Origin of the sequence: Ottowia thiooxydans DSM 14619, from assembly GCF_000422885.1 — a bacterium.
GTDB classification, from domain to species: Bacteria; Pseudomonadota; Gammaproteobacteria; order Burkholderiales; family Burkholderiaceae_C; genus Ottowia; species Ottowia thiooxydans.
The window spans coordinates 19,945-41,756 of sequence record NZ_KE383942.1 but is presented as its reverse complement, the minus strand read 5'-3'; the positions used below and the strand labels follow the sequence as shown (position 1 = coordinate 41,756).

General features: G+C 59.6%; 17 protein-coding genes. 12 read left to right on the top strand and 5 right to left on the bottom strand.

The window, feature by feature from the left end:
• Positions 1-19 precede the first annotated feature (19 nt).
• Both G518_RS0126570 and G518_RS0126565 read left to right on the top strand, forming a co-directional pair.
• The gene (locus tag G518_RS0126570) at positions 20-328 is read left to right on the top strand and encodes a YkgJ family cysteine cluster protein (RefSeq protein WP_028605063.1); all 309 of its coding nucleotides are present in this window, start codon (positions 20-22) and stop codon (positions 326-328) included.
• A gap of 125 nt (positions 329-453) precedes the next feature.
• Positions 454-1,143, top strand: a complete 690-nt coding sequence (locus G518_RS0126565; RefSeq protein ID WP_051237441.1) for a DUF899 domain-containing protein — start codon at positions 454-456, stop codon at positions 1,141-1,143.
• Between the two features lie 27 nt (positions 1,144-1,170).
• Here the strand turns inward: G518_RS0126565 and G518_RS37160 are convergent, their stop codons facing one another.
• From G518_RS37160 to G518_RS0126550, 3 genes are read right to left on the bottom strand one after another with little or no spacing between them, the layout of a single operon-like run.
• Positions 1,171-1,377 carry a hypothetical protein gene (locus G518_RS37160; protein ID WP_036596295.1) on the bottom strand — a complete coding sequence of 69 codons (207 nt, stop codon included), beginning with the start codon at positions 1,375-1,377 and terminating at the stop codon, positions 1,171-1,173.
• Between the two features lie 20 nt (positions 1,378-1,397).
• The gene (gene feoB, locus G518_RS0126555) at positions 1,398-3,332 is read right to left on the bottom strand and encodes a ferrous iron transporter B (protein WP_028605061.1); all 1,935 of its coding nucleotides are present in this window, start codon (positions 3,330-3,332) and stop codon (positions 1,398-1,400) included.
• Positions 3,329-3,646 carry a FeoA family protein gene (locus tag G518_RS0126550; protein WP_028605060.1) on the bottom strand — a complete coding sequence of 106 codons (318 nt, stop codon included), beginning with the start codon at positions 3,644-3,646 and terminating at the stop codon, positions 3,329-3,331. Before G518_RS0126550 ends, feoB begins: the two co-directional genes overlap by 4 nt.
• A gap of 157 nt (positions 3,647-3,803) precedes the next feature.
• Between G518_RS0126550 and kynB the strand changes: the two genes are divergently transcribed.
• The 4 genes from kynB to G518_RS0126530 all read left to right on the top strand — a co-directional run bounded on the left by kynB (position 3,804) and on the right by G518_RS0126530 (position 7,951).
• A complete protein-coding gene (kynB, locus tag G518_RS0126545; protein WP_156909558.1) occupies positions 3,804-4,463 on the top strand; it encodes an arylformamidase in 660 nt (219 codons plus the stop codon).
• Positions 4,460-5,788: a kynureninase gene (gene kynU / locus G518_RS0126540; protein WP_028605058.1), complete on the top strand. Its 1,329-nt coding sequence runs from the start codon at positions 4,460-4,462 to the stop codon at positions 5,786-5,788. The genes kynB and kynU overlap by 4 nt, the downstream gene beginning before the upstream one ends.
• A gap of 31 nt (positions 5,789-5,819) precedes the next feature.
• Entirely contained in the window at positions 5,820-6,659 is an 840-nt protein-coding gene (gene kynA / locus G518_RS0126535; protein ID WP_028605057.1) for a tryptophan 2,3-dioxygenase, read from the top strand.
• Positions 6,660-6,763: 104 nt separating this feature from the next.
• Positions 6,764-7,951, top strand: a complete 1,188-nt coding sequence (locus tag G518_RS0126530) for a vWA domain-containing protein (protein WP_028605056.1) — start codon at positions 6,764-6,766, stop codon at positions 7,949-7,951.
• A gap of 193 nt (positions 7,952-8,144) precedes the next feature.
• On the opposite strand, the gene G518_RS0126525 is transcribed toward G518_RS0126530, so the two are convergent.
• Entirely contained in the window at positions 8,145-8,696 is a 552-nt protein-coding gene (locus G518_RS0126525) for a hemerythrin domain-containing protein (protein ID WP_028605055.1), read from the bottom strand.
• Between the two features lie 151 nt (positions 8,697-8,847).
• On the opposite strand from G518_RS0126525, the gene G518_RS0126520 reads away from it, so the two are divergent.
• From G518_RS0126520 to G518_RS41615, 4 genes are all read left to right on the top strand, one after another.
• Positions 8,848-10,764, top strand: a complete 1,917-nt coding sequence (locus G518_RS0126520; RefSeq protein WP_028605054.1) for an autotransporter assembly complex protein TamA — start codon at positions 8,848-8,850, stop codon at positions 10,762-10,764.
• Positions 10,764-14,762 (top strand): translocation/assembly module TamB domain-containing protein, encoded by a 3,999-nt coding sequence (locus G518_RS37155; RefSeq protein ID WP_051237439.1) that lies wholly within the window; start codon positions 10,764-10,766, stop codon positions 14,760-14,762. Before G518_RS0126520 ends, G518_RS37155 begins: the two co-directional genes overlap by 1 nt.
• A gap of 219 nt (positions 14,763-14,981) precedes the next feature.
• The gene (locus tag G518_RS0126510; protein ID WP_028605053.1) at positions 14,982-15,515 is read left to right on the top strand and encodes a hypothetical protein; all 534 of its coding nucleotides are present in this window, start codon (positions 14,982-14,984) and stop codon (positions 15,513-15,515) included.
• Between the two features lie 70 nt (positions 15,516-15,585).
• Entirely contained in the window at positions 15,586-15,966 is a 381-nt protein-coding gene (locus tag G518_RS41615) for a GFA family protein (RefSeq protein WP_028605052.1), read from the top strand.
• Between the two features lie 409 nt (positions 15,967-16,375).
• Here the strand turns inward: G518_RS41615 and G518_RS37150 are convergent, their stop codons facing one another.
• Positions 16,376-17,965, bottom strand: coding sequence for a collagen-like domain-containing protein (locus G518_RS37150; RefSeq protein WP_051237437.1), 1,590 nt, complete (start codon positions 17,963-17,965; stop codon positions 16,376-16,378).
• Between the two features lie 537 nt (positions 17,966-18,502).
• On the opposite strand from G518_RS37150, the gene G518_RS0126495 reads away from it, so the two are divergent.
• Both G518_RS0126495 and gspF read left to right on the top strand, forming a co-directional pair.
• Positions 18,503-20,542, top strand: coding sequence for a TonB-dependent copper receptor (locus G518_RS0126495; protein WP_028605051.1), 2,040 nt, complete (start codon positions 18,503-18,505; stop codon positions 20,540-20,542).
• Positions 20,543-20,585: 43 nt separating this feature from the next.
• Complete coding sequence (gene gspF, locus G518_RS0126490; protein ID WP_028605050.1) at positions 20,586-21,809, top strand: type II secretion system inner membrane protein GspF; 1,224 nt, start codon at positions 20,586-20,588, stop codon at positions 21,807-21,809.
• Positions 21,810-21,812 lie beyond the last annotated feature (3 nt).

Sequence of the window (21,812 nt, the reverse complement as noted above, 5' to 3'; positions counted from 1 at the left end):
AGCAGCCCTGCTTCAAACAATGAGCGCATGCCAATCCTGCGGTGCTTGCTGCGCCCACTTTCGTGTGGACTTCTCGGCCTTTGAACTTCAATCAGAGGGTGGAAGCGTTCCTGACGCGCTGGCGGTGGTCGTCAATGACAGCACCTGCCGCATGCGTGGTACTGACCATATGCCCGCTCGCTGCTCCGCGCTAACCGGACGTATTGGCGAGAAGGTGGCATGCGGCATCTATGAATGGCGCTCCTCACCTTGCCAGGAATTCGAGGAAGGCAGCGAGGCCTGCCACCGGGCTCGCCTACGCCACGGTCTGACCGCCCTGGCCGATTAACACCAAAAGAAGATATTGGGCTCGTCAACTGTGACGGCGCGCACCTGATTTGTGACTAAAAATCTCTTGAGTTGAGTAATATCATCAAATTGTGTACGCTGTACACATTACTCCAGGAGATGTCCATGTCCACCTCATCCGACAGCGGCACAGCGCAGGCCCCAGCCTACCCCCAGGTTGTGACGCGCACTGAATGGCAGCACGAGCGCGACGTTTTGCTTCAAGCCGAGAAGGAACTTACCCGCGCACGCGATGCGTTGAACGCCCGCCGCCGCCGGCTCCCCATGGTGCGCATAGAGACTGAATATGTATTCAATACCCCTAGCGGGCCATTGAAGCTGATCGACCTATTCGAAGGACGCGACCAGCTCATCATTTATCACAACATGCTCACGGCCAACCACATTTGTCCTGGATGCTCACAAGTGAGTGACCATTTGATGAATCACTGGGAGCATCTGCACGCTCGGCGTACGTCATTCGTGATGACAGCGCATACCAGCCTGGAACGCATCGAAGCGATCAAGGCACGTATGGGTTGGACGTTCCCCTGGGTCTCGTGCGAGGGCAATAGTTTTCACGAAGATCTGGTAAAGGCGCAGAACACGCCCTTTGGCTTTCTGGTTTTCATCCAACGGGGTGGAGATGTTTTCCAGACCTGGTTCACCGCCGGACGAGGCGCGGAAACACCCACCAATACGTTCACGATGCTCGACCTCACTCCCTGGGGGCGTCAGGAAAACTGGGAAGACTCCCCTGCTGGCTGGCCTCAGGAACCGGCTTACAGTTGGCAGCGGCTCCATGATGAGTATTAAGGAAGCGGCTCAATGCGGCAGGCTGGCTTATCCGCGCTTGGGAGGTGGGTCTGATTGGCCGGCAGGCGCCTGACAGCTGCCGCACTCATCGCATGAATGGCAACCTCCGGTACTCGCAGCCCGTTGCCAACCCAGTCGGTTGGCCAGACGCTGGCGCCAACGCTCAGGCGTGAAGGACCACACTGCGTAGACGGCCGCCAGCACCACTGCTATGCCCACAATCCATTGCTGCATCGTTTCCTGCCGTTTCAGGTTTAACCCGCGCCCAGCGCAAGCGCCACGCGATAGGTAATGAAGGCTGCAGCATAAGCCAGCCCAAACAATTGAACCACCATGATGAGCGGATAGCGCCAGCCGTTCGTCTCTCGCTTGACAGCCACCAGCGTCGAGATGCATTGAGGTGCAAAGACGAACCAGGCCAGCAGCGAAAACGCTGTTGCCATGCTCCAGCCCTGAGCGATCAGCGGTTCCAATTGCTGCGCCACATCATCCCCGGAAGCTGAAAGGGCGTAAACCGTACCCAAGGCCCCCACAGCCACCTCGCGCGCCGCCATGCCGGGCACCAATGCAATGGATATCTGCCAATTAAAGCCTATGGGCGCCAGCACATACTGCAGGGCCTGGCCAATGCGGCCAGCCAGGCTGTATTCAATGGCTGGACCAGTAGCGCCCGCAGGCGGTGCCGGGTAGCTGGAGAGAAACCACAGCAGCACCATGACCGCCAAAATGATGCCACCCACCCGCTGCAGGAAAATGCGCGCCCGCTCCCACAACCCGAATCCCAATTGGCGAACGCTGGGCCAGCGATAGGAAGGTAATTCCATGATCAAGGGCGTAGGCTTTGCCCGACCACCTGCCAGGCGATATGCCCCTGCCAACCCCAGCGCCGCCAGGATGCCCGCGATATAGAGTGCGAACAGCACCAGCCCCTGCAGATTGAAAACCCCGGCCACTTTGCGCGCAGGAATAAAGGCGGCGATCAGCAACGCGTAAACCGGCAGCCTCGCAGAGCAGGTCATCAACGGCGCGATCATGATGGTAACCAGCCGGTCACGCCAGTGCGTAATGGTTCGTGTAGCCATCACGCCGGGGACGGCGCACGCGAAACTCGATAAAAGCGGAATAAAGGAACGCCCTGAGAGCCCCACCTTGCCCATCACCCCATCCAGCAGAAACGCCGCACGGGGCAGATACCCTGAATCTTCCAAAGCCAGTATGAAAAGAAACAAGATCAGAATCTGCGGCAGAAACACCAGTACGCTGCCAACACCAGCCAATACGCCGTCGACCAGCAAGCTACGCAGTGGCCCATCAGCCATCTGATTTCGTACAAGAGTTGCCAAGCCTTCTACGCCTGACTTGATCCACTCCATAGGCGGCTGTGCCCAGCTAAACACCGCTTGAAACATCAGGAAAAGCAGCGCGACTAACAGCAGCATGCCCCATACCGGGTGCAGGGCCACAGCGTCAATCCGGTCATCACGCTCCAGCGAATGCACAGGCATGCTGACCGCTGCACCTAGTATTCGCTGCACTTCCCGCTGCGTCAGTACGACTCCATCAGCGTCTGGCAAAGCGCTCTGTGCCGACGGACTACGACCGATCAACGGCAACTTGAAAACATCCAGCTGAGCCAGCAATTCACTGGCTCCTTCGGCGCGGATACCTACTGTACGAACGACCGGCATCCCCAGCTCCTTCGACAGCCGTGCCGTATCAATCACCACGCCATTTCGCTCCGCCATGTCCGCCATATTGAGCACCAGCAGCATGGGCAGGCCCATCCGCTTGGCTTCAAGCACCAGGCGGAGATTAAGGCGCAGCTTGGTGGCATCGGTCACGCAGACGAGTAAATCCGGCCGGGCTTCGCCAACGCGTTGGCCAGTCACCACGTCGCGCGTAATTTCCTCATCCACGCTCATCGCGTGCAGGCTGTAGGCCCCAGGCAAATCCAGCACCGTGACCTGCCTGCCGGAGCGGGTAGTCAAACGACCTTCCTTACGTTCCACCGTCACGCCGGCGTAGTTGGCCACCTTCTGGTGACTCCCAGTCAGCAGATTGAACAGCGCAGTTTTCCCGCAATTGGGATTACCGAGCAAGGCGATACGCAGAGATTTCGGCGCGGCCGGCGCTACCGATTCCGGAACGGATTGGGCAGGCTTCGGCTCAGCAGGCGATGGGCGGCTCATACCCGACTCCCCACGGTTTCGGTTACCAGGCGGACCTCAATGAAGGCCGCCTCATATACGCGCAGTGCGAAGGTCGCCTGACCGATACGCACCGCCACTGGATCGGAGGCGCGCCGGCTCGGTGCAATCACGCGCACGATTTCACCGGGCAAAAAACCAATTTCCAGCAACCTCAGCAATACCTCGTGATCACCGTCTTGTGTGGGTTTGCGCATTTGCTCAATCACACCGCGTTCGCCCCGTGACAGAGCGTGCAGAGGCAATAGATCACCGACGGCTTGCGAGGCACTGGAGGCAAAAAACGCGGAATCCATTAAATGAGACTCAATTAGTTATTCATTCTCATTTTAGGCACCGCGCAGGCCTGCCGTCTTAGATCCAGCTCAATGGTGTCTCGTTGGAAAAAACCGACACCACTGCGCGCGCAAACCGCTACCTTATGAGCACGAACGAATGGCATGCCCTGAAAAGATGAAAACACTCTGGGATATTTCCCCACCGGTACACGCGGCATCGCCCGTGTTCCCTGGCGACACGGTCTATGAGCAACAGTGGAGTGCCGAAATCGGCCCCGGCTGCCCGGTCAACGTCAGTAGCCTCACACTTTCTCCGCACATTGGCGCCCACGCGGATGCGCCACTTCATTACGACCCCCAAGGCGCGGCCGTGGGCTCGCTCGACCTTTCTCCGTTCCTGGGCCCCTGCCGCGTCATCCACGCCATAGGCGTGCGTCCACTCATCTTTTGGCAACATCTCGCGCACGCAGCACATAAGCTGCCGCCCAGAGTTCTCGTGCGCGCCTATGAACGCATGCCGAGCGACCAGTGGGATGGCGAACTTCCCGCCTTCGCACCAGAAACGGTGGAGCGCCTGGCGGATGCTGGAGTCCTGCTCATCGGCATCGACAGCGCAAGCATAGATCCAGCCAGCAGCAAAGAGCTGGAGAGCCACCAGGTCATCCGCCGGCGCGGCTTGCGGGTACTGGAAAACCTGGTCCTCGACGACGTACCGGAGGGCGACTACGAGTTGATCGCCTTGCCCCTGAAACTCATGAGCGCCGACGCCTCTCCCGTGCGTGCCGTGCTGCGTGCACTCCCCCCTACAAGCGCTTACGCAGCAGGATTAACATGACTTCTCTAAACGACTGCCGAGACCGCGACGCCGCCGATCCCCTGGCGCCGCTCAAGAACCTATTCGACTTGCCCCAGGGCATGATCTACCTGGATGGCAATTCGCTGGGTGCGTTGCCCCGCGCTGTGCCTGCTCGGGTAGCGCAGGTCGTGGCCGAGCAATGGGGGCGTGACCTCATCGGCAGCTGGAACAGCGCCGGCTGGTTTGACCTGCCGCGCCGCGTGGGAGATCGCATCGCGCCGCTGATTGGCGCCGGACCGGGCGAGGTAGTAGCCACCGACACCACTTCAGTGAATCTCTACAAAGTACTTTCGGCCGCGCTCACACTCGTAGAGCAGGACGAGGCCGGGCAAGGCCAGTCGAAGCAGGGCATTGCGGGCAGTACCTGCACCCCTCGAAGAACCGTCGTCAGTGAGCGCAGTAATTTTCCGACCGACCTTTACATCGCTGAAGCGCTCTGCCGCGAGCGTGGATGGAATCTTCGCCTGATCGAGCCGCACGAAGTGCAGACCTGTCTGGAGCCCGATGTGGGCGTGCTCATGCTCACGCATGTGAACTATCGCTCTGGCGCCATGCACGATATGCCGGCCGTCACCGCCGCTGCACACGCCGCCGGCGTGCTGGTGATCTGGGATCTATGCCATAGCGCTGGTGCAGTACCGGTTGACCTGACCGCCGCTGACGCTGATTTTTCCGTGGGTTGCGGCTACAAGTATTTGAACGGCGGCCCGGGTGCGCCCGCCTTCGCCTGGGTCCACCCCCGCCACGTAGCGCGCTGCTGGCAACCTCTCGCCGGATGGTGGAGCCATGCTCAGCCCTTTGCGTTTAAGCCTGGGTACGAGCCTGCGATGGACATCACGCGCTATCAATGCGGCACGCAGCCCATCATCAGCCTTTCGGCACTCGATTGCGCGCTGGATGTATTCACAGAGGCTGACAAGCTCGGCGGCATGGCAGCTCTGCGCTCCAAATCACTCGCATTGACGGATCTTTTCATTGAACTCGTTGAAGCCCAATGCCCTGGGCAGTTCGAGCTAATCACGCCTCACGAACACGCCAAGCGCGGTTCTCAGGTAAGCCTCAGCCCAAAAGGAACGCTCCCCTCGGATAGCGCGTACGCCACCGTGCAGGCATTGATCGCACGAGGCATCGTCGGAGATTTCCGCGCGGGGGACGCCCAGCAACCCGATATCTTGCGATTTGGCTTCACGCCCCTTTATCTTTCCTACGAGAACGTGGGCATGGCAGTGCAGGGCTTGCAGCAAGTGCTCGTGAACAAGGAGTACGCACTGCCTCAGTTCACCCGAAAGCAGGCTGTCACCTGAGAAGTTCTGAGCAGACAAGGAAAAACACCCCATGACCACACCCGAATCCATTGTTCATAGCGAGAAGGCGCAACTCGATTTCAGCCGCAGCATGAGCTATGGCGACTACCTGAACCTTGATCAGATCCTGAGCGCCCAGCGCCCGCTTTCACCTGCGCACGATGAAATGCTTTTCATCGTTCAGCATCAGACCAGCGAGCTCTGGATGAAACTCCTGCTCACCGAGCTGGGCTCTGCGATGGGCGACCTGCGTGAAAGCCGCCTGCCTCCCGCATTCAAGAAACTCGCCCGCGCCAGCCGCATCATGGAGCAACTGGTACGCGCCTGGGATGTTCTGGCCACCATGACGCCGCCAGAGTACAGCGCAATCAGGCCGTTCCTGGGCCCTTCCAGCGGGTTCCAGAGTTTTCAATACCGGTGCATCGAGTTCGCATTGGGCAACAAGAACGCTGCCATGCTGGCCCCTCATGCCCACCATCCGGAACGCAAGGCGATGGTGCAATCATTCTTTGAAGCCCCTTCACTCTACGACGAGTCCTTGCGCCTGCTGGCCCGCCAAGGCCTGGCTGTACCGGCCAACTACTTGCAGCGTGATTGGACTCAGCCCTATGAGGCCAGCGAAGAGGTTGAGGCGGCCTGGTTAGCCATTTATCGCGCACCCGAGGCGCATTGGGACCTCTATCAGCTCGCCGAAAAGCTCACCGACCTCGAAGATGCTTTCCGGCTTTGGCGCTTCCGCCACGTCACTACCGTGGAGCGGATCATCGGTTTCAAGCGAGGCACCGGGGGAACAGGCGGAGTGAGCTACCTGCGAAAAATGCTCGATGTCGTGCTGTTTCCGGAGCTTTGGAGTCTGCGGACAGCTCTCTAGGAGCCTGTCACGGACGTGCAGGTAGGGAAAAGCGTTCGCGTTCATAATCAGCAAAATTCGGCTTTGAAGCTCTTTCGCGCAAGCTCCATTTAGGTTTCCCTCCCATGCTGATCGATTTTTTCTACGCCCTGCGCTCCGCCAAGCTACCGGTCTCGGTCAAGGAGTTTCTGGTACTTTTGGAAGCCCTGCAGGCCGATGTCGTGGGCCCCAGGCAACCTGATGCCTGCTCAATCGATGATTTCTACTACCTGGCTCGCACGGCCCTGGTCAAGGATGAGAAGCACTTTGACAAATTCGACCGCGCTTTTGCCGCGTATTTCAAAGGCGTAGAGCAACTGACCGATTTCACCAAGGAAATCCCTGCTGACTGGCTGCGCCAGATACTCGAAAAGGAACTCACCCCCGAAGAAAAAGCCGCCATCGAAAAAATGGGCTGGGACGAGCTGATGGAAACGCTCAAGAAGCGCCTGGAAGAGCAGAAGGAGCGCCATGAGGGCGGCAGCAAGTGGATAGGCACAGGCGGCACCAGCCCTTTCGGCCATGGGGGCTACAACCCACGAGGGGTACGCATTGGCGGCAAGGGCGGGAACAAAAGTGCGGTCAAGGTGTGGGACCAACGCGCTTACAAGGATTACGACGACAGCCAGGAGCTAGGTACGCGCAACATCAAGGTCGCATTGCGACGGCTGCGCAAATTTGCACGCCAAGGCAACGAGCTGGAGCTGGACCTGCCCGACACCATCCGTTCAACAGCAGCCAATGCCGGCTGGCTCGACATCAAGATGGTGCCAGAGCGGCATAACAACGTGAAAGTGCTGATCCTGATGGACGTGGGCGGCACCATGGATGAGCACATCCAGCGCGTGGAAGAGCTGTTTTCAGCCGTGAAGGCAGAGTTCAAGCACCTGGAGTTCTATTATTTCCACAACTGCGTCTATGACTTCATGTGGAAGAACAATCGACGGCGCTTCGCGGAAAAATTCCCCACCTGGGACATCATCCGAAAGTACAACAAAGACTACAAACTGATCTTTGTAGGCGATGCCACGATGAGCCCCTACGAAATCCTGCAGCCCGGCGGCAGCGTGGAATACAACAATGAAGAGGCGGGTGCCGAGTGGCTACAGCGCCTGACGCACGCGTTCCCCAAGTTCGCCTGGATCAACCCCGAGCCCATGGGCGTCTGGCAGTATCGCCAGAGCATTGCCGTGATCCAGCAATTGATGAGCAACCGCATGTTTCCGCTCACCCTCAAAGGGTTGGAGGAGTCGATGCGGATGTTGTCGAAGTAACGCCAGGGCGTGTTTCCCTAAGAGCCTGTTCAAAGTCTCTGCGCGAGGGCTATTGTGTTCGAAAGACTGTGGATGCAAGGCGAAAAACGCAGGGATACCTCGTGGTATCGCGAGTATTTTTAACGCCGCAGACGCTGTTTTTCGAGCGCAATAGGACCGCGAGGAGACCTTGAACAGGCTCTAAGGCGATTCGTCAACGCCCTCGCCGCCGAAATGCCATTTCACGCCCTATCTCGGCGAGGCGGTCCTCATTGAACAACGAACGGGCGCGAGGGTACGCCAGAGACTCTTCCAGCGGGATATGGCTTGCATAGATCTGCGTGAACTCATCTATCAAGGCCTGATCAGCACCTGAGACCACTGGCGCAGACTCAGAATCCCTCCATGTGAGAAGAATCATGCGCAGCCTTGCCCAGAGCGCACTCAACCGCACGTGATCAGCGCGCAGCCTGGCCACGATGTCGCGCATGTCGGCATCATTGTTTTCTGAGAGCGCAGGAAACAGGTGCTGCTCTTCATCTTCGTGATGAAGTGGCGCCGCGATGTCGAAATAACGTAGAACATCGGCGGCCGCAGAACGCGAAGAGGCATCGTGGCCGCTTGTTTTGACGTGCTCAACGAGCCGGCCTAGCAACCCAAGACTTCTTTGTACCCGTTCGTGGCACGCCTCGAGCATCTCGAAGGGTTGATCAAAATCGACGCCCGGTGCATTGAACCCGGGCACCACACCAGTTGTAGCAGGCATGCATTATTTCCTACAAGCTTTGCAGCGTTGACGTTCGATAATATGTGACTTTTCGGGCCATTCAGGATGTGGGGACGCCATTCACTGTCGTTTGATGCGGTTTTTTTTAACTCTTAGCGATCGCGTTCCACCAACGCGTGGGTGGGCGCACTTGATTGGAGTCAGCGCGCTGTGCGTTGGCGCGTGGCTGGCAAGCAGTCACGCCATAGCGCAAACGCCACAGGTTTCATCGCCCTCACAAACGCCTGAAGCTCCGCTTGCTGCCGCGTCTGCAAATGCGCCAGCAACAGGAGGAGCCACGCAGCAAGGCGAGGCTGCTAGTGCCACCGGTGCGCCAGCTGTCAAAGCGTTCGAGATTGAGGTAGTTGCGCCCGATTCTGTCCGCGAGCTCATAGAGCGCCACAACGAACTGCAGCGCTACCAGGCCATCTCCGATCTCGAAGGCGTAGAACTCGAACGCCTGCTGATCCTTTCCGAACGCAACCTGCGCGAGCTGCTCGGAACGCAAGGGTATTTCAGCCCACGCATCCGTATCACGCGCAAGGGTGCGCCCGGCGAACGTCCCACGATCGTGATGGATATCGAGCCCGGCGAGCCCACCGTGATCGGAAAGGTGGTGATCGATTTCCAGGGCGATATTGCGCAATCGAGTGATGCAGGTACCGTGGAGCAGCGCGATGAGATTCGCTCGGACTGGAAGCTGCCTTCCGGCCGCCGTTTCACCCAAGATAGCTGGAGTAGCGCTAAAACCGACGCCCTGCGGCTACTGGTGGCTCGCCGGTATCCGGCTGGGAAAATCGGCTACAGCCTGGCAGATGTGGACCCTGCGGCCGACTTGGCGCACCTTCAGGTGCAGCTCGACTCGGGCCCGCTATATCGCCTCGGTGCGATGAGGGTGACAGGCACGCAGCGCTATGACCCCGTACTCGTGCAAAGATTGGCACGTCTGCAACCTGGCGACATCTACGATCAGCGCAAACTCAATGACGCGCAGTATCGGCTCACCTCCAGCGGTTACTACGACTCAGCTACCGTCTTCATCGACCCAGAAGACAACCCGGAAGCCGTACCGGTACAGGTGCAGGTCACCGAAGCCAAGTTGCAGAAGGTGGTGCTGGGTGGAGGATTTTCTACCAATGGTGGGCCCCGCCTCGGGCTCGAATACCGTCACAACCGAGTCCCTGGAATCGGCTGGCGGGCCATCACCAAGATGCAGATTGAGAAGACACACTCCTACCTGCAAACAGATTGGCAAGGCATCCCGGCCGAGAACGGCTGGCGCTGGGGAGCCATCGCGAAGATTGACCGGCTGGATGACAATGAATTGACCACCGTGTCTCAGCAACTGCGATTTGGTCGCTCGCGCTCGGATGATCGGTTTGACCGCAATCTGTATGTGCAGCTTGACCGCGCGCAGGTCAATGCGCGTGATGGGGCGCAACTGACTGACGCACGCGCCGGCGACGGCTCAGCGCTTTCGGTGAATTACATATGGACTGCACGTTATTTTGACAGCCTGCCATCTCCCTCCCGTGGCTATGGCTTAGGGGCTGAGTTGGGTGGTGGCTACACACTCGAAGGGGTTAGAAAGCCCTTTTTGCGTGGAGTGGCTCGCTGGCTGGGAATCCTGCCCCTGGGCGAGGGAGCCAACGCCAGCCGACTTTCCCTGCGTGCCGAAGGGGGCGCTGTCGTCGCCAACAGCGGTGCCCGTGTGCCAAGTGCCCTGCTCTTTCGTACCGGCGGAGACACCACCGTGCGTGGCTACGCTTACCGGGCGATCGGCATCGACTATCCGGACGATGTCATAGGCCCGGGCCGCTACATGGCCGTAGGCAGCATCGAATGGCAACGCCCAATCCTGCGAGAGGGCCTTCCCAGCGGGTTGGAGCACACCATTTTTCTCGATTTCGGGGATGTCGCAGAAAAGCCGAAAGACTTGCACCCTCGTTTTGGTATTGGCACAGGTGTTCGTTTGAAAACGCCGGTAGGCCCCATGCAGCTCGACCTTGCCTACGGCCTTAAGACCCGCAAAGTGCGCCTGCATCTTTCGGTTGGATTCGTATTCTGATGACCGAACCCACCGCCAACTCTCCCGCAGCGTCGCCCTCACCTGCGGCCCCTGCACCACCTTCCCGCCCTAGCCGTTGGATGCGCCGGTTTTGCTACGCCTTCGCCTCCTTGCTCCTCGTACTGGCGTCAAGCTTGGCCGCCTTCTGGTACTGGGCTGGCAGCGAGGGCTCTTTAGCTCGCGTGCTGAGTTGGGGGCAACGCTACCTTCCACCAGACGCGCTGGGCATCGAAGGTTTGCAGGGCGCGTTGCGGCGCGGCGGGGAAGTGAGTCATCTGCGCTGGCACCAAGGTGGCTTGAAGATCGATGTTTACGACGCACGCTACACCTGGGATCCGCTGGCTTTGCTTGGTGGCCAAATACGTTTCACCAGTCTCAGCGCTCGCCACATCCGTGTAGATGATCAACGCCCGCCCGATGGCGCGCCCTCCTCAGGCCCGCCGCAAGCACTGGGACTGCCCCTGAAGGTACAGATAGACGGTTTCAATGCCGGTAAGCTGGAAGTGGTGAATCCGCAGGTTTTCAGCGCTGAAGCAGTCACCGGACGCTATGGCTTTGATGGTTCCAACCATAGGCTTCACCTAGACAGCGCTGCCATTGCCCAAGGCACCTACCAGGCAGAAGTTCGTTTGGGAACGGTTGGTTCGCCGGATATAGACGCGCGCTTGTCTGGCACCTTCCTGAGCCCCTCCCCCGAAGGCGGCCAAAGTGTGCCGCTTTCGGTGAATGCGCGCGTTCACGGTCCACTGACAGAAATGCGCGCCGAAGCGACCGTGCGCGGTCAAGCGGCCGAAGCCGGCACGCCCGCCGCCAGCGCTGACGCCACCGCACGCATCACGCCCTGGGGCGAACACCCCTTGCCCGAAGCACAAGCTAAATTCTCTGATCTCGACATCGCCCCCTTCTGGCCCCCTGGCCCGCAAACCCGCTTGACGGGCCAGTTGGACATCGCCCCCACGCCCGCCAAAAAGCCCGCCGAAAGCAAGGCTGTTGGATGGCAGGTCACAGCGCAGATCACGAATGCGCTGCCCGGCCCGTGGGATAGCAAGCGCCTGCCATTGGATCGCCTTCATACGCGAGCGATATGGCAAGACGGCGTGGCGACTGTCGAGGCTCTAAAGGCTGAGCTTGCGGGTGGCACGCTGGAAAGCGCGGGCTCCTGGTCAAGGCCCGCATCCACAGCCTCCAGCGATTCAGGCAACTGGCAAATCGTGACCTCGCTGAATGGCATCGACCCTGCCAGGTTGCACACGAAACTGGCCCCCTTTCCCATTGATGGCCGCGCCACGGCTTCGGGTGCAGGCACCGCCATCGATTTCGATGTCGCGCTGCAAGCACGCGCCAATCGTCAGGCCACACCGGCTACACGCTCAGGCGATACGGCCGCAAAGGCTTTGGCGCGCGATATTTATGCGTTGCGCGTGCAAAGCGCTGCTGCGCAAGGACGATGGCAAGAGGGCCTCTTGCGTATAGCCAACCTGCGCGTACGCACTTCAGATGCCGAACTGACTGGCACCAAGATCGAAGCGCGCCCTAACGCACCCTCTGGCAAAGGCCAGATCCAGCTGAGCGCCCCTGGAGCGCTCATCAAACTCGACGCCGATGTAGCGGAACGGGTCGGCGGTGGCGCCGTAAACGCCCAGATATCCGATCTTTCCAAAACCCTCAGCTGGATTCAAAAACTCCCCGGCGTGCCATCAGAATTGAGCTCGGCACAAGCGAGCGGGCAACTGGCATTGAATGGCAGTTGGCAAGGCGGATGGACAGATCCCTCTGTGAAGCTAAAGCTTGAAATTCCCGCGGCGCAATGGCGGGCAGATGCCAACGCGAACGTCAATACCGCGCCAGCACCCACCAGGCTGCAGGAAACCCTGCTCAATCTGAATGGCCGGCTGTCTCAGGCTGAGCTGGAATTGCGCGGCACCTTGACGCAAGATAAACGGACATTCAAATTGCGCGCCAGCGCTGAAGGTGGCCGCAGCCGAGCTGGCGCCACACTGGCAGCATCGAGTTGGCAAGGGACATTGCGGCAACTCGAACTCTCTGCCCAGGATCCCGCTCTGAGCCAAGGTCGCTCTGATGCACCGTGGCAAGTCAAGAGCCGTGTTCCAGTGAGTTTCAGTTGGGCACCTGCGCCCGGCGCACAAGGCAGTGGAGAATTCAAGGCGGGTGCGGGAGAGCTGGTGCTGACGGCCCCGCTCAAAACTTCAGCGGCGTCCCCAACCACCGTCGCCTGGCAACCTTTGCAGTGGCGTGCGGGCACCCTCAGCAGTAGCGGACGCATTACTGGCTTGCCGCTGGCGTGGGCGGAGCTGTTCGCCGGCCCACAAATGGCTGAATCCGGCGTCACAGGCGAAGTGATTTTCGACGGCCAATGGAATGCCCAGTTGGGCGAGACCATGCGCATCGAAGCTGAACTGGCACGTACTCGCGGCGATCTCGTCGTAACCACTCGCGATGCCGATACCGGAGTGCAAACACGCATTGCAGCCGGTCTGAAAGATGCGCGCCTGCAGCTGCGCAGCGAAGGGCAAGCGATCACGCTGAAATTGAACTGGGACACCGAGCACTTGGGTGTCGCGACAGGCGAAGTGCGCTCTCAACTCGTCTCCAGCAAGAGCCAGGAGGGCGATGTGGCCTGGAGCTGGCCTGAGAGCGCTCCTTTGTCGGGTGAAGTGCGAGCCGCACTGCCACGCATCGGCGCCTGGTCACAACTGGCACCTCCTGGCTGGCGGGTAAGGGGTTCGCTGGCAGCCAATGTACGCATCGCGGGCACCCGAGGAACGCCGCTCCTTTCGGGCACGCTGGGCGCTGATGATCTGGCCCTGCGCTCGGTCGTCGATGGCATTGAATTCAGCGGCGGACGACTGCGGGCTCGACTAGACGGGCAGCGCCTGATCCTCGATGAATTCAGCCTCAGGGGCGGCGGCACCGATCAGGCCGGAGGAAGCTTGCGCGCCAATGGGGAAGCCAAGCTGCAGAACGGCCAGGTTCAGGCCAACATGAACGCCACGCTCGACCGGCTTCACGCGAGTTTGCGTGCCGACCGAAAAGTCATTGTTTCCGGTCAATTGCAGGCCAGCGTGGCTGGACGCGAGAGCACCGTCAACGGCAAACTAAGAGTAGATCAAGCGCGCATTTCGCTGCCCGAGGAAACGGCGCCCACACTTGGGAAGGACGTCATTGTCCGAGGCCCCAATGGCCGTGGAATCGGCGGGTGGACCGCAACACCCGTGGCCGCCAAATCTCCAAATCAAGGTGCATCGCCAGCAAATACGGCCACGCTGAAGGGCGAAGTGCAGATCGATCTAGGCGAAGACTTCCGCGTCAGCGGCCTGGGCCTCAATACCCGCCTTGCCGGCCAACTCGCGATCACCGCAAGCGGTGCCATGGGCACATTGCCAAGAGTCACAGGAACGGTAAACACCATCGGGGGTACTTTCCGAGCTTACAGCCAGCAGTTGAATATAGATACCGGCGTGATCCGCTTCGTTGGTCCCGCCAACGACCCTGTTTTCAACATCCTGGCCCTGCGCCCTAACTATCAATCCGATCAACGCGTAGGCGTTCAGGTCACTGGCTCAGCTCTGCTCCCACGCGTACGCCTATACGCCCAGCCAGAGCTTCCTGATAGTGAGAAGCTCGCCTGGTTAATTCTGGGTCGCTCGGCTCCCTCCGGGGGCGCTGAGTCCGCCCTGCTCCAACAAGCGGCCATTGCCATCATGGGAGGGCGAGAAGGCCGCAGCGTCGCCTCCCGCTTCGGGCTGGACGAGCTCAGCTTCAGCGGCGGTGGTGATACAGATACCGGCACGGCGGGCGCCTCCGTCACCCTGGGCAAGCGTATCTCTGAAAAGCTCTATGCCACTTACGAACATAGCCTGGCTGGCGCAATGGGGACGCTGTTCGTCTACTTTGAGCTTTCCAAACGCTGGCTACTCCGCGGCCAAGCAGGCGAGCGCAGTGCTCTGGACCTGATCTACACCCTCTCGTTCGACTAAGAACCATCGTTCGAAATGAATGCGGGAGTCGACTCAACAGGGCGCGGCTGCCGCCCCATTATGTGAACTACTGCGCACGCGCTGAGCGGTAAAAATCTGCAACCACGCTCCAAAGCAGCCACGTGTACAGATACTGGTGTTTTATCCAAAAACTAGCTCAGCGACGGGAGAGGCCTGTGGTGTTCGGTCCCCATCGTGTCGTGATGCGCTCAACCAAACATGAAATCCTGGATCGCTACCCTGTGCCTAGCCATGGCATCAGCCCTTGCCGGCACCGCTGTCAACGCTGCCACCTTCACAGTTCCCGGTACGAACGTCTCCTTTAACGCTCCCTCGGGCTTCACCCCACTCACAGCCGATGAGATCAGCCAAAAATACCCATCCAACCGCGCTCCCTCCTTCGTGGTGGGCAATGCCCGGCGCACCACTACCATCGCAGCCGACCTCAAGCCTAATGAACTGCCCAAGGACAAGCTACCCCAGGTACAGGCTTCATTTGAAAGCGTGTTCGAGCGCGTTGTCCCCGGCATAGATTGGAAAGAAAAGAAGCTCATCGACATGAAGGGCCAGCAGTGGATCTTCTTCGAGATGACCTCGCGCGCCGTTGACTCCGACATCTACAACATCATGTTGATCACGCCCCACCAGGGCAAGATGCTGGTCTTCAACTTCAACTCCACCAAAAGCGAATTTCCAGCGGTGGAAAAAGAGCTACGGAAAAGCTTGCAGTCGATCGCGCTGGGGAGCGAGTAACCAAGACCCACCAAGGCTCGTTTAACTTTAAAGCCGTGAACGAGGAGAAGTAAGCGAGAATTTGCAGCCTATGGATACTCTTCAGGGTTCATGCCACTGCGGTGCGTGCCGCTTCGAAGTCGACACTGACCTTGACCATGTCAGGAGCTGCAATTGTTCAGTATGTAGACGCCGGGGTGCGCTGATTCACAGGGTTCCCAAGTCAGCGCTTCGGATGCTCACGCCGCTTGAAAACCTGACAGTCTATGAATGGCACTCAAGGACAGCCAAGGATTACTTCTGCCCCCATTGCGGAATAATGCCGTTTCGGATTCCGAGCGCACCGACTGCACAGGAGACTTCGGAAGGTAAGCTCCCGTTTGAGGGATGGGCTATCAATGCTCGCTGCCTGGAAGGCGTTGAACTGGCCGACATACCGATCAAGTTCGTGAACGGCGCAGACCTTTCTTGAAGATCGACAGCGGTTCTCGAAAATGGTGCCCCCGGCAGGAATCGGACCTGCGACCTATCCCTTCATCCCACTTCGGTTTTCACCGCCACACCATGCGTGTGTTCGTGGGCTGGACTATGTCTTGGCCATTGAACCCCTTAGGGGTTCATGCAGGCCTGAGCCGTTTAGTCTCTACACCTTCCCCGTGAGGGGCTTGGCTCGGCGTTGCCACGGGCTTGTAAGCCCAGAGGGTTCACCGAATTTGACTCAATTCACACAGCAGCTTTCGCTAATCTGGTGCCCAAAAAATCTAGGAGGGGATCGCTCTATCCACTGAGCTACGGAGGCACGGGGCGTAGTGTACCAAGGCACGAGACGCAGCTCTTCAAACTTTGCTGCGCCGCCCATTCGATTCCCTTAAATCTGCACTTCAACGCAACCCTGCTGAGCCTATGAACAAGTTCGACGGATCCACGGTAGTGGTCAGAACAACGCCCGCAGTACCGGCTGTAGCAGCATTTGAAGCACCCCCTGAATTTCCTCCGTTACCTGCAGAGCCTCCGCCGCCTGCTCCGTATCCGTGGGCTGTATTCAACCCCGTCCCCGCCGGGCCCCCACCCACGCTCGTGGTGCCTTGCACAACGGCAGGTGCGAGCAGATTGACAAACCCGCCGCCGCCGCCACCGGAGGCAGATCCTCCCGCTGCGCCAGCGAGAGCGTCTGCCCCCTTGCCGCCCGTGGCCTGAAGGGTTCCATTGTTGGTGACGGAAGTTCTCGACGCCAGTACGATCACCCCGCCGCCGCCGCCGCCGCCGCCCACGCTGACATTGGGCACGATCGGCGCAGAACTGGCGCCATTCGCCCTGATTACCCCACTAGCTCCAACCGAGATGGCTCCGCTTGCTGCAATGACAAGCGTGCCGCCACCGGCAGCATTCGCAAGTGCTCCGTTGGCAAGCCTGTAAGGACCTATGCCGCCGCCCGCAGCGCCTGGGTTTACAAGTGTGCGCGCGAGCATGGTGTTCAGCCTTGCCCTGCCGCCGCTTTGAACCGCTGAAGTATTGCCGTTATCGAGCCCTGCCTCGGTTCCTGCAATTCCTTTGTCGTCCGAAGGACTTGCGGCCACCACAATCGTGCCTGCAATGCTCACACCTCCGTTGACTCGAATGATCAGGCCGCTCGGCACCGTAAGCGTCACGCCCGCAGACACTGAGAAGCTGGTGTATTGAAGCGTACTGTTTATAGGGTTGGTATCCCAATTTGCACTGGATGAAACCGTCAAGGCCCCACTAGAGCCATTTCCGTAGACTTCCGCAGACACTCCGGCTGGACCCGTCGGCCCGACTGCCCCAGCCGGCCCTGTTGGGCCCTGAGTGCCCACGCTGCCTGTAGGCCCAAGGGAGCCGGCCGCGCCTGGCGTGCCTGGTGTTCCTGGGGTCCCAGTGGCCCCTGTAGCGCCTACGCTGCCAGAAGGACCCGTAGGTCCGGCGGCACCCACTACGCCTGTTGCGCCTGTTGCGCCTGTTGCGCCTGTTGCGCCCGTTTGCCCCGTGGCGCCTACGGCGCCAGTCGCCCCTGTAAGCCCTGTCGGCCCGATCAGACCTGTGGCTCCGGTCGCACCTGTAGGGCCGACTTGGCCGGTCGCGCCGGTCGCGCCTGTAGGGCCCAGGACGCCTGTGGCACCCGTCGCACCTGTGGGTCCCTCAGCGCCCGACGCTCCTGTGACCCCAGTCGCCCCCACAGCCCCCGTCGCGCCAACTGGGCCCGTCGGACCAGCGCCTACCGACAGCTTGCCGGTTGAATCGGTGAAGACGTAGCCTCCTGTCGTTCCCAGGGATGGAATAGTCACCGAACCGTCATTTGAAAAACCAGTGATGACCGAACCGGAGGGCGATTTGACAGCTACTCCATTGGCGCCGGACAGTGAGACTTGGGCCTGAGATGCGACCCCACTGATCAGCAAGGCGCAGGCTATGGCCAATGGCCGAGCTGTGCCGACGAAAGTGCTTTGCTTATTCATAGGAAATCGTTTTCTTCAGTTGGGCTCAGGGATTTAAAGATGGCGATTTCATGGAAGCCGGTCGACCCGAATTCAGAAGAAACGCATCACTACGCTATTTACGTAATTATTTGCAACAAGAAATGTAGTCCTTTTTGATAAAAATGCATCACTCTGGAAATCTTTATTTCGGCGCCACGAACATCTAAGGCGCCCCGCATCTCCCGCGCCATGCAGAAATGAGCGCATAAGCATTTGAGTCCATCACCAAATCAAAGTAGCCGCCGCATAAGTATTTTTTAATACTAAATTACTAATATAATCATCGACGCTTGTCGGTCAGACCTACGCCCATGTCGTCGAGCTCGGAAGATTTTCTCTACTGGCGCAAGCACGGTTAAGGCTGCCCTTTCAGGTGACATGCCCTGCACTCCCTGACCTCTATTCGATTTCCCGTTCATCCTCACCTCACCTCACCTCACCTCACCTCACCTCACCTCGCCTCGGCCGAAACCTGTTTACCAGTTCTTCGTAAGCCAAGGCGGCACCCAAGTTCGCATGCCTGCTTCCTACTTCTGCCCAGCCCCATTCCTCAAACTCTCCTGCACCTCTCTCACCACGACTTCTTTTGCGCTGTTCATTGCACTGCCCGCAGCGGCAGGTCTGGATCCGCAAGGCGCAACCACCTCATTGACGGAAGTAGTGGTTACGGCGGTGCACGATCAGTCGCCAACACAGGTGGTGGCAGACCTCAGGCAGCCGCGTCAGCCAATCCCTGCCAGCGACGCAGCAGACTACTTGAAGACCATTCCAGGGTTTTCAGCCATTCGCAGCGGCGGCTCCAACAGCGACCCAGTCTTTCGCGGGCAGTTCGGCTCGCGTCTGCCGCTGCTCACCAACGGCACCTATCTGTTGGGAGCCTGCGGCGGTCGAATGGATGCGCCAAGTTCCTACATTTCCCCCCAGACATTTGATCAACTCACTGTGATCAAGGGCCCTCAAAGCGTCATCTGGGGACCTGGAGCATCAGCCGGCGTGGTGCGTTTCGACCGCCTTCCTCCCTCATTCACCAGGCCTGAGGCCCGTTTCTCTGGCAGCATGCTCAGCGCCACTCACGGTCGAAATGACCAAACTGCGACGTTGGAGGCTGGCAATACGATGGTGTACCTGCGTGGTACGGCCAATCACTCTCAATCGGGCGATTACTACGATGGCAACGGCCAGCGCATCCCTTCTGCTTGGAACAAGTGGAATGCTGATATCGCCCTGGGCTTCACGCCCGACACCCACACGCTGATCGAATTGAGTGCGGGTGCAGGCGATGGTCAAGCCAGGTACGCTGGCCGCGGTATGGACGGTTCGCAGTTTCGTCGTAACAGCTTCGGTCTGCGGTTCGAGAAGCAGCAGATCCGCCCATGGCTGTCCAAGCTGGAAGCGACGCTTTACGCCAACCAGGTGAATCACGTGATGGACAACTACAGCTTGCGCCCCTTTCCTGCAAACGGTGGTATGAAAATGCCCATGGCCGGAAACGTGCGCCGCACCACGTCAGGCGCACGAATGGCCGCCACGATGGATCCGACCGAGAACTGGCAGTTAGTCACCGGCGTGGACATCCAACGCAGCCCTCTCGAATGGCGTGGAGGCACCCCTACATCGCCTTACCAGGAACGGGCTTGGACACCTGATGCCAAGCTCTCTAACCTGGGATGGTTCAGTGAGGTGAACTGGCAGGCTGCACCGCGCACCCGTTGGGTTAGCGGGGTGCGCCTGGACCATTCACAGGCCTGGCGATATGACACACCTTCAAATGGCCACAGAAGCCGCAGCCCATTGCTCAGCGGATTTCTGCGCTGGGAGCACCAGCTTGCGAGTGACAACGTGGTTTACGCAGGATTGGGACATGTGCAGCGGTTCCCAGACTACTGGGAGCTGATTGCACCGGGAAATAGCGCCCTGGAGAAAGGCAACGCGTTCATGGCACTCCAGCCCGAAAAAACCACGCAACTCGATGTGGGTGCGCGCTGGAAAGGCGACGATTGGCAGCTCTGGGTGTCTGGCTATCTGGGAGTGGTGCAAGACTACATCCTCTTTGACTACACGGCCAAAAGCTCCGCCGTTCGTAACGTGAATGCGGCCACCACTGGATTTGAGCTCGGCGGTCAATATCGGATGGGCGCATCTTGGAATGCGCAGGCGACGCTCGCGGGCACCTGGGCAAACAACCGCACCGATGGTCGCCCCCTGCCCCAGACTCCGCCAGCCGAGTTGCGCCTGGGCTTGAACTACGCAGAGGGCCCATGGAGCGCCGGAGCGTTGTGGCGCCTGGTCTCTGCCCAGCATCGGGTTGCTGCCGGCCAGGGCAATAAAGTGGGCAAAGATTTCAGTGCGAGCCGGGGATTCGGTGTGGTTTCCCTCCACGCCGGATACCGCCTCAACCAGAAATTGAAACTGCTCCTGGGCGTAGACAACCTTTTTAACAAAGCCTACGCAGAACACCTCAATCTGGCTGGTAACGCAGGCTTCGGGTTCCCTGGTGGAACACGCATCAACGAGCCAGGCCGCACGGTCTGGCTGCGGGCTGCCATAGAACTTTGATCGACTCGGGAGACAATGGCTGTTAGACCGCTAACATCCCTACATGCCCGCCTACTCCTTCGAAGCCGTTCAAGCCGATGGCAAAACCCGCAAGGGCGTCATTGAGGCCGATACCGCGAAATCCGCACGCTCGCTCCTGCGCGGGCAGGCGCTGGTGCCGCTCAGCGTAGACCCCGTAGCCGGAGGCGTTGATGGGCCTGGGCTCCTCTCAAAATCTATCTTCGGCGGCGGGGCATTCAACTCCACCGAACTGGCCATCTGGACCCGCCAGCTCGCCGGGCTGGTCTCCTCCAGTTTGCCGCTGGAGCGCTCCCTCACCGCTCTAGCGGATGAAGCTGAAGATGAAAAACAACGCAATCTGATCGCCTCTCTGCGCTCGGAAGTCAATGCGGGCTCGCCGCTGGCCAAGGCCATGATGCAACACCCGCGCGAGTTTTCACAGGTCTATGTGGCTGTCATCGCGGCTGGCGAACAAGGCGGCCATCTGGGTACTGTGCTGGAGCGCCTGGCCGACGATCTGGAAGAGCGGCAGGCCCTGAAGGCCAAGCTCATCGGCGCGGCGCTGTACCCCGCTATCGTGACCGTCGTGGCCATCGTGATCGTGATCTTTCTTGTGAGCTATGTCGTGCCCCAGGTGGCCACGGTGTTTGCCGGCACGAAGCATGCGCTGCCCTGGCTTACCGTGGCGATGCTGGCCATCAGCGATTTCGTACGCGGCTGGGGCTGGTGGATGCTGGGGGCCATCGTGGTGGGCGCCTTCGGCACCAAGTGGGCACTGGGCAGGCCTGCGCTGCGCCAGAAGTTCGATGCAGCCTGGCTCAATCTTCCTCTTGTGGGCAGATTGGCGCGCGGCTACAACTCCGCACGCTTTGCCAGCACGCTGGCCATGCTGGCCGGAGCAGGCGTACCCATTTTGCGAGCACTGCAGGCGGCCGCCGAAACCTTGAACAATACCGCCATGCGCGCAGATGCAGAAGACGCTCTGATCCTGGTGCGAGAAGGCGCACCGCTCGCTTCAGCCATGGCTCAGAAAAAGCGTTTCCCCGGTTTACTGGCCATGTTTGCTCGACTAGGAGAGCAAACGGGTCAATTACCTGTCATGCTGCAGCGAGCAGCCAATCAACTCTCAGCTGAGGTTCAACGACGCGCGATGCAATTGGCCACCGTGCTGGAGCCGCTTTTGATCGTGGCGATGGGCATCATGGTGATGTTGATCGTGCTGGCAGTCATGCTTCCGATCATGCAGCTCAACCAGTGGGTTAAATAAATC

Excerpts from the sequence above, each read along its gene's own strand:
- G518_RS0126570 (WP_028605063.1), top strand. The coding sequence starts at position 20 with ATGAGCGCATGCCAATCCTGCGGTGCTTGCTGCGCCCACTTTCGTGTG.
- G518_RS0126565 (WP_051237441.1), top strand. The coding sequence starts at position 454 with ATGTCCACCTCATCCGACAGCGGCACAGCGCAGGCCCCAGCCTACCCC.
- G518_RS37160 (WP_036596295.1), bottom strand. The coding sequence starts at position 1,377 with ATGCAGCAATGGATTGTGGGCATAGCAGTGGTGCTGGCGGCCGTCTAC.
- feoB (WP_028605061.1), bottom strand. The coding sequence starts at position 3,332 with ATGAGCCGCCCATCGCCTGCTGAGCCGAAGCCTGCCCAATCCGTTCCG.
- G518_RS0126550 (WP_028605060.1), bottom strand. The coding sequence starts at position 3,646 with ATGGATTCCGCGTTTTTTGCCTCCAGTGCCTCGCAAGCCGTCGGTGAT.
- kynB (WP_156909558.1), top strand. The coding sequence starts at position 3,804 with ATGAAAACACTCTGGGATATTTCCCCACCGGTACACGCGGCATCGCCC.
- kynU (WP_028605058.1), top strand. The coding sequence starts at position 4,460 with ATGACTTCTCTAAACGACTGCCGAGACCGCGACGCCGCCGATCCCCTG.
- kynA (WP_028605057.1), top strand. The coding sequence starts at position 5,820 with ATGACCACACCCGAATCCATTGTTCATAGCGAGAAGGCGCAACTCGAT.
- G518_RS0126530 (WP_028605056.1), top strand. The coding sequence starts at position 6,764 with ATGCTGATCGATTTTTTCTACGCCCTGCGCTCCGCCAAGCTACCGGTC.
- G518_RS0126525 (WP_028605055.1), bottom strand. The coding sequence starts at position 8,696 with ATGCCTGCTACAACTGGTGTGGTGCCCGGGTTCAATGCACCGGGCGTC.
- G518_RS37155 (WP_051237439.1), top strand. The coding sequence starts at position 10,764 with ATGACCGAACCCACCGCCAACTCTCCCGCAGCGTCGCCCTCACCTGCG.
- G518_RS0126510 (WP_028605053.1), top strand. The coding sequence starts at position 14,982 with ATGAAATCCTGGATCGCTACCCTGTGCCTAGCCATGGCATCAGCCCTT.
- G518_RS41615 (WP_028605052.1), top strand. The coding sequence starts at position 15,586 with ATGGATACTCTTCAGGGTTCATGCCACTGCGGTGCGTGCCGCTTCGAA.
- G518_RS37150 (WP_051237437.1), bottom strand. The coding sequence starts at position 17,965 with ATGAATAAGCAAAGCACTTTCGTCGGCACAGCTCGGCCATTGGCCATA.
- G518_RS0126495 (WP_028605051.1), top strand. The coding sequence starts at position 18,503 with ATGCCTGCTTCCTACTTCTGCCCAGCCCCATTCCTCAAACTCTCCTGC.
- gspF (WP_028605050.1), top strand. The coding sequence starts at position 20,586 with ATGCCCGCCTACTCCTTCGAAGCCGTTCAAGCCGATGGCAAAACCCGC.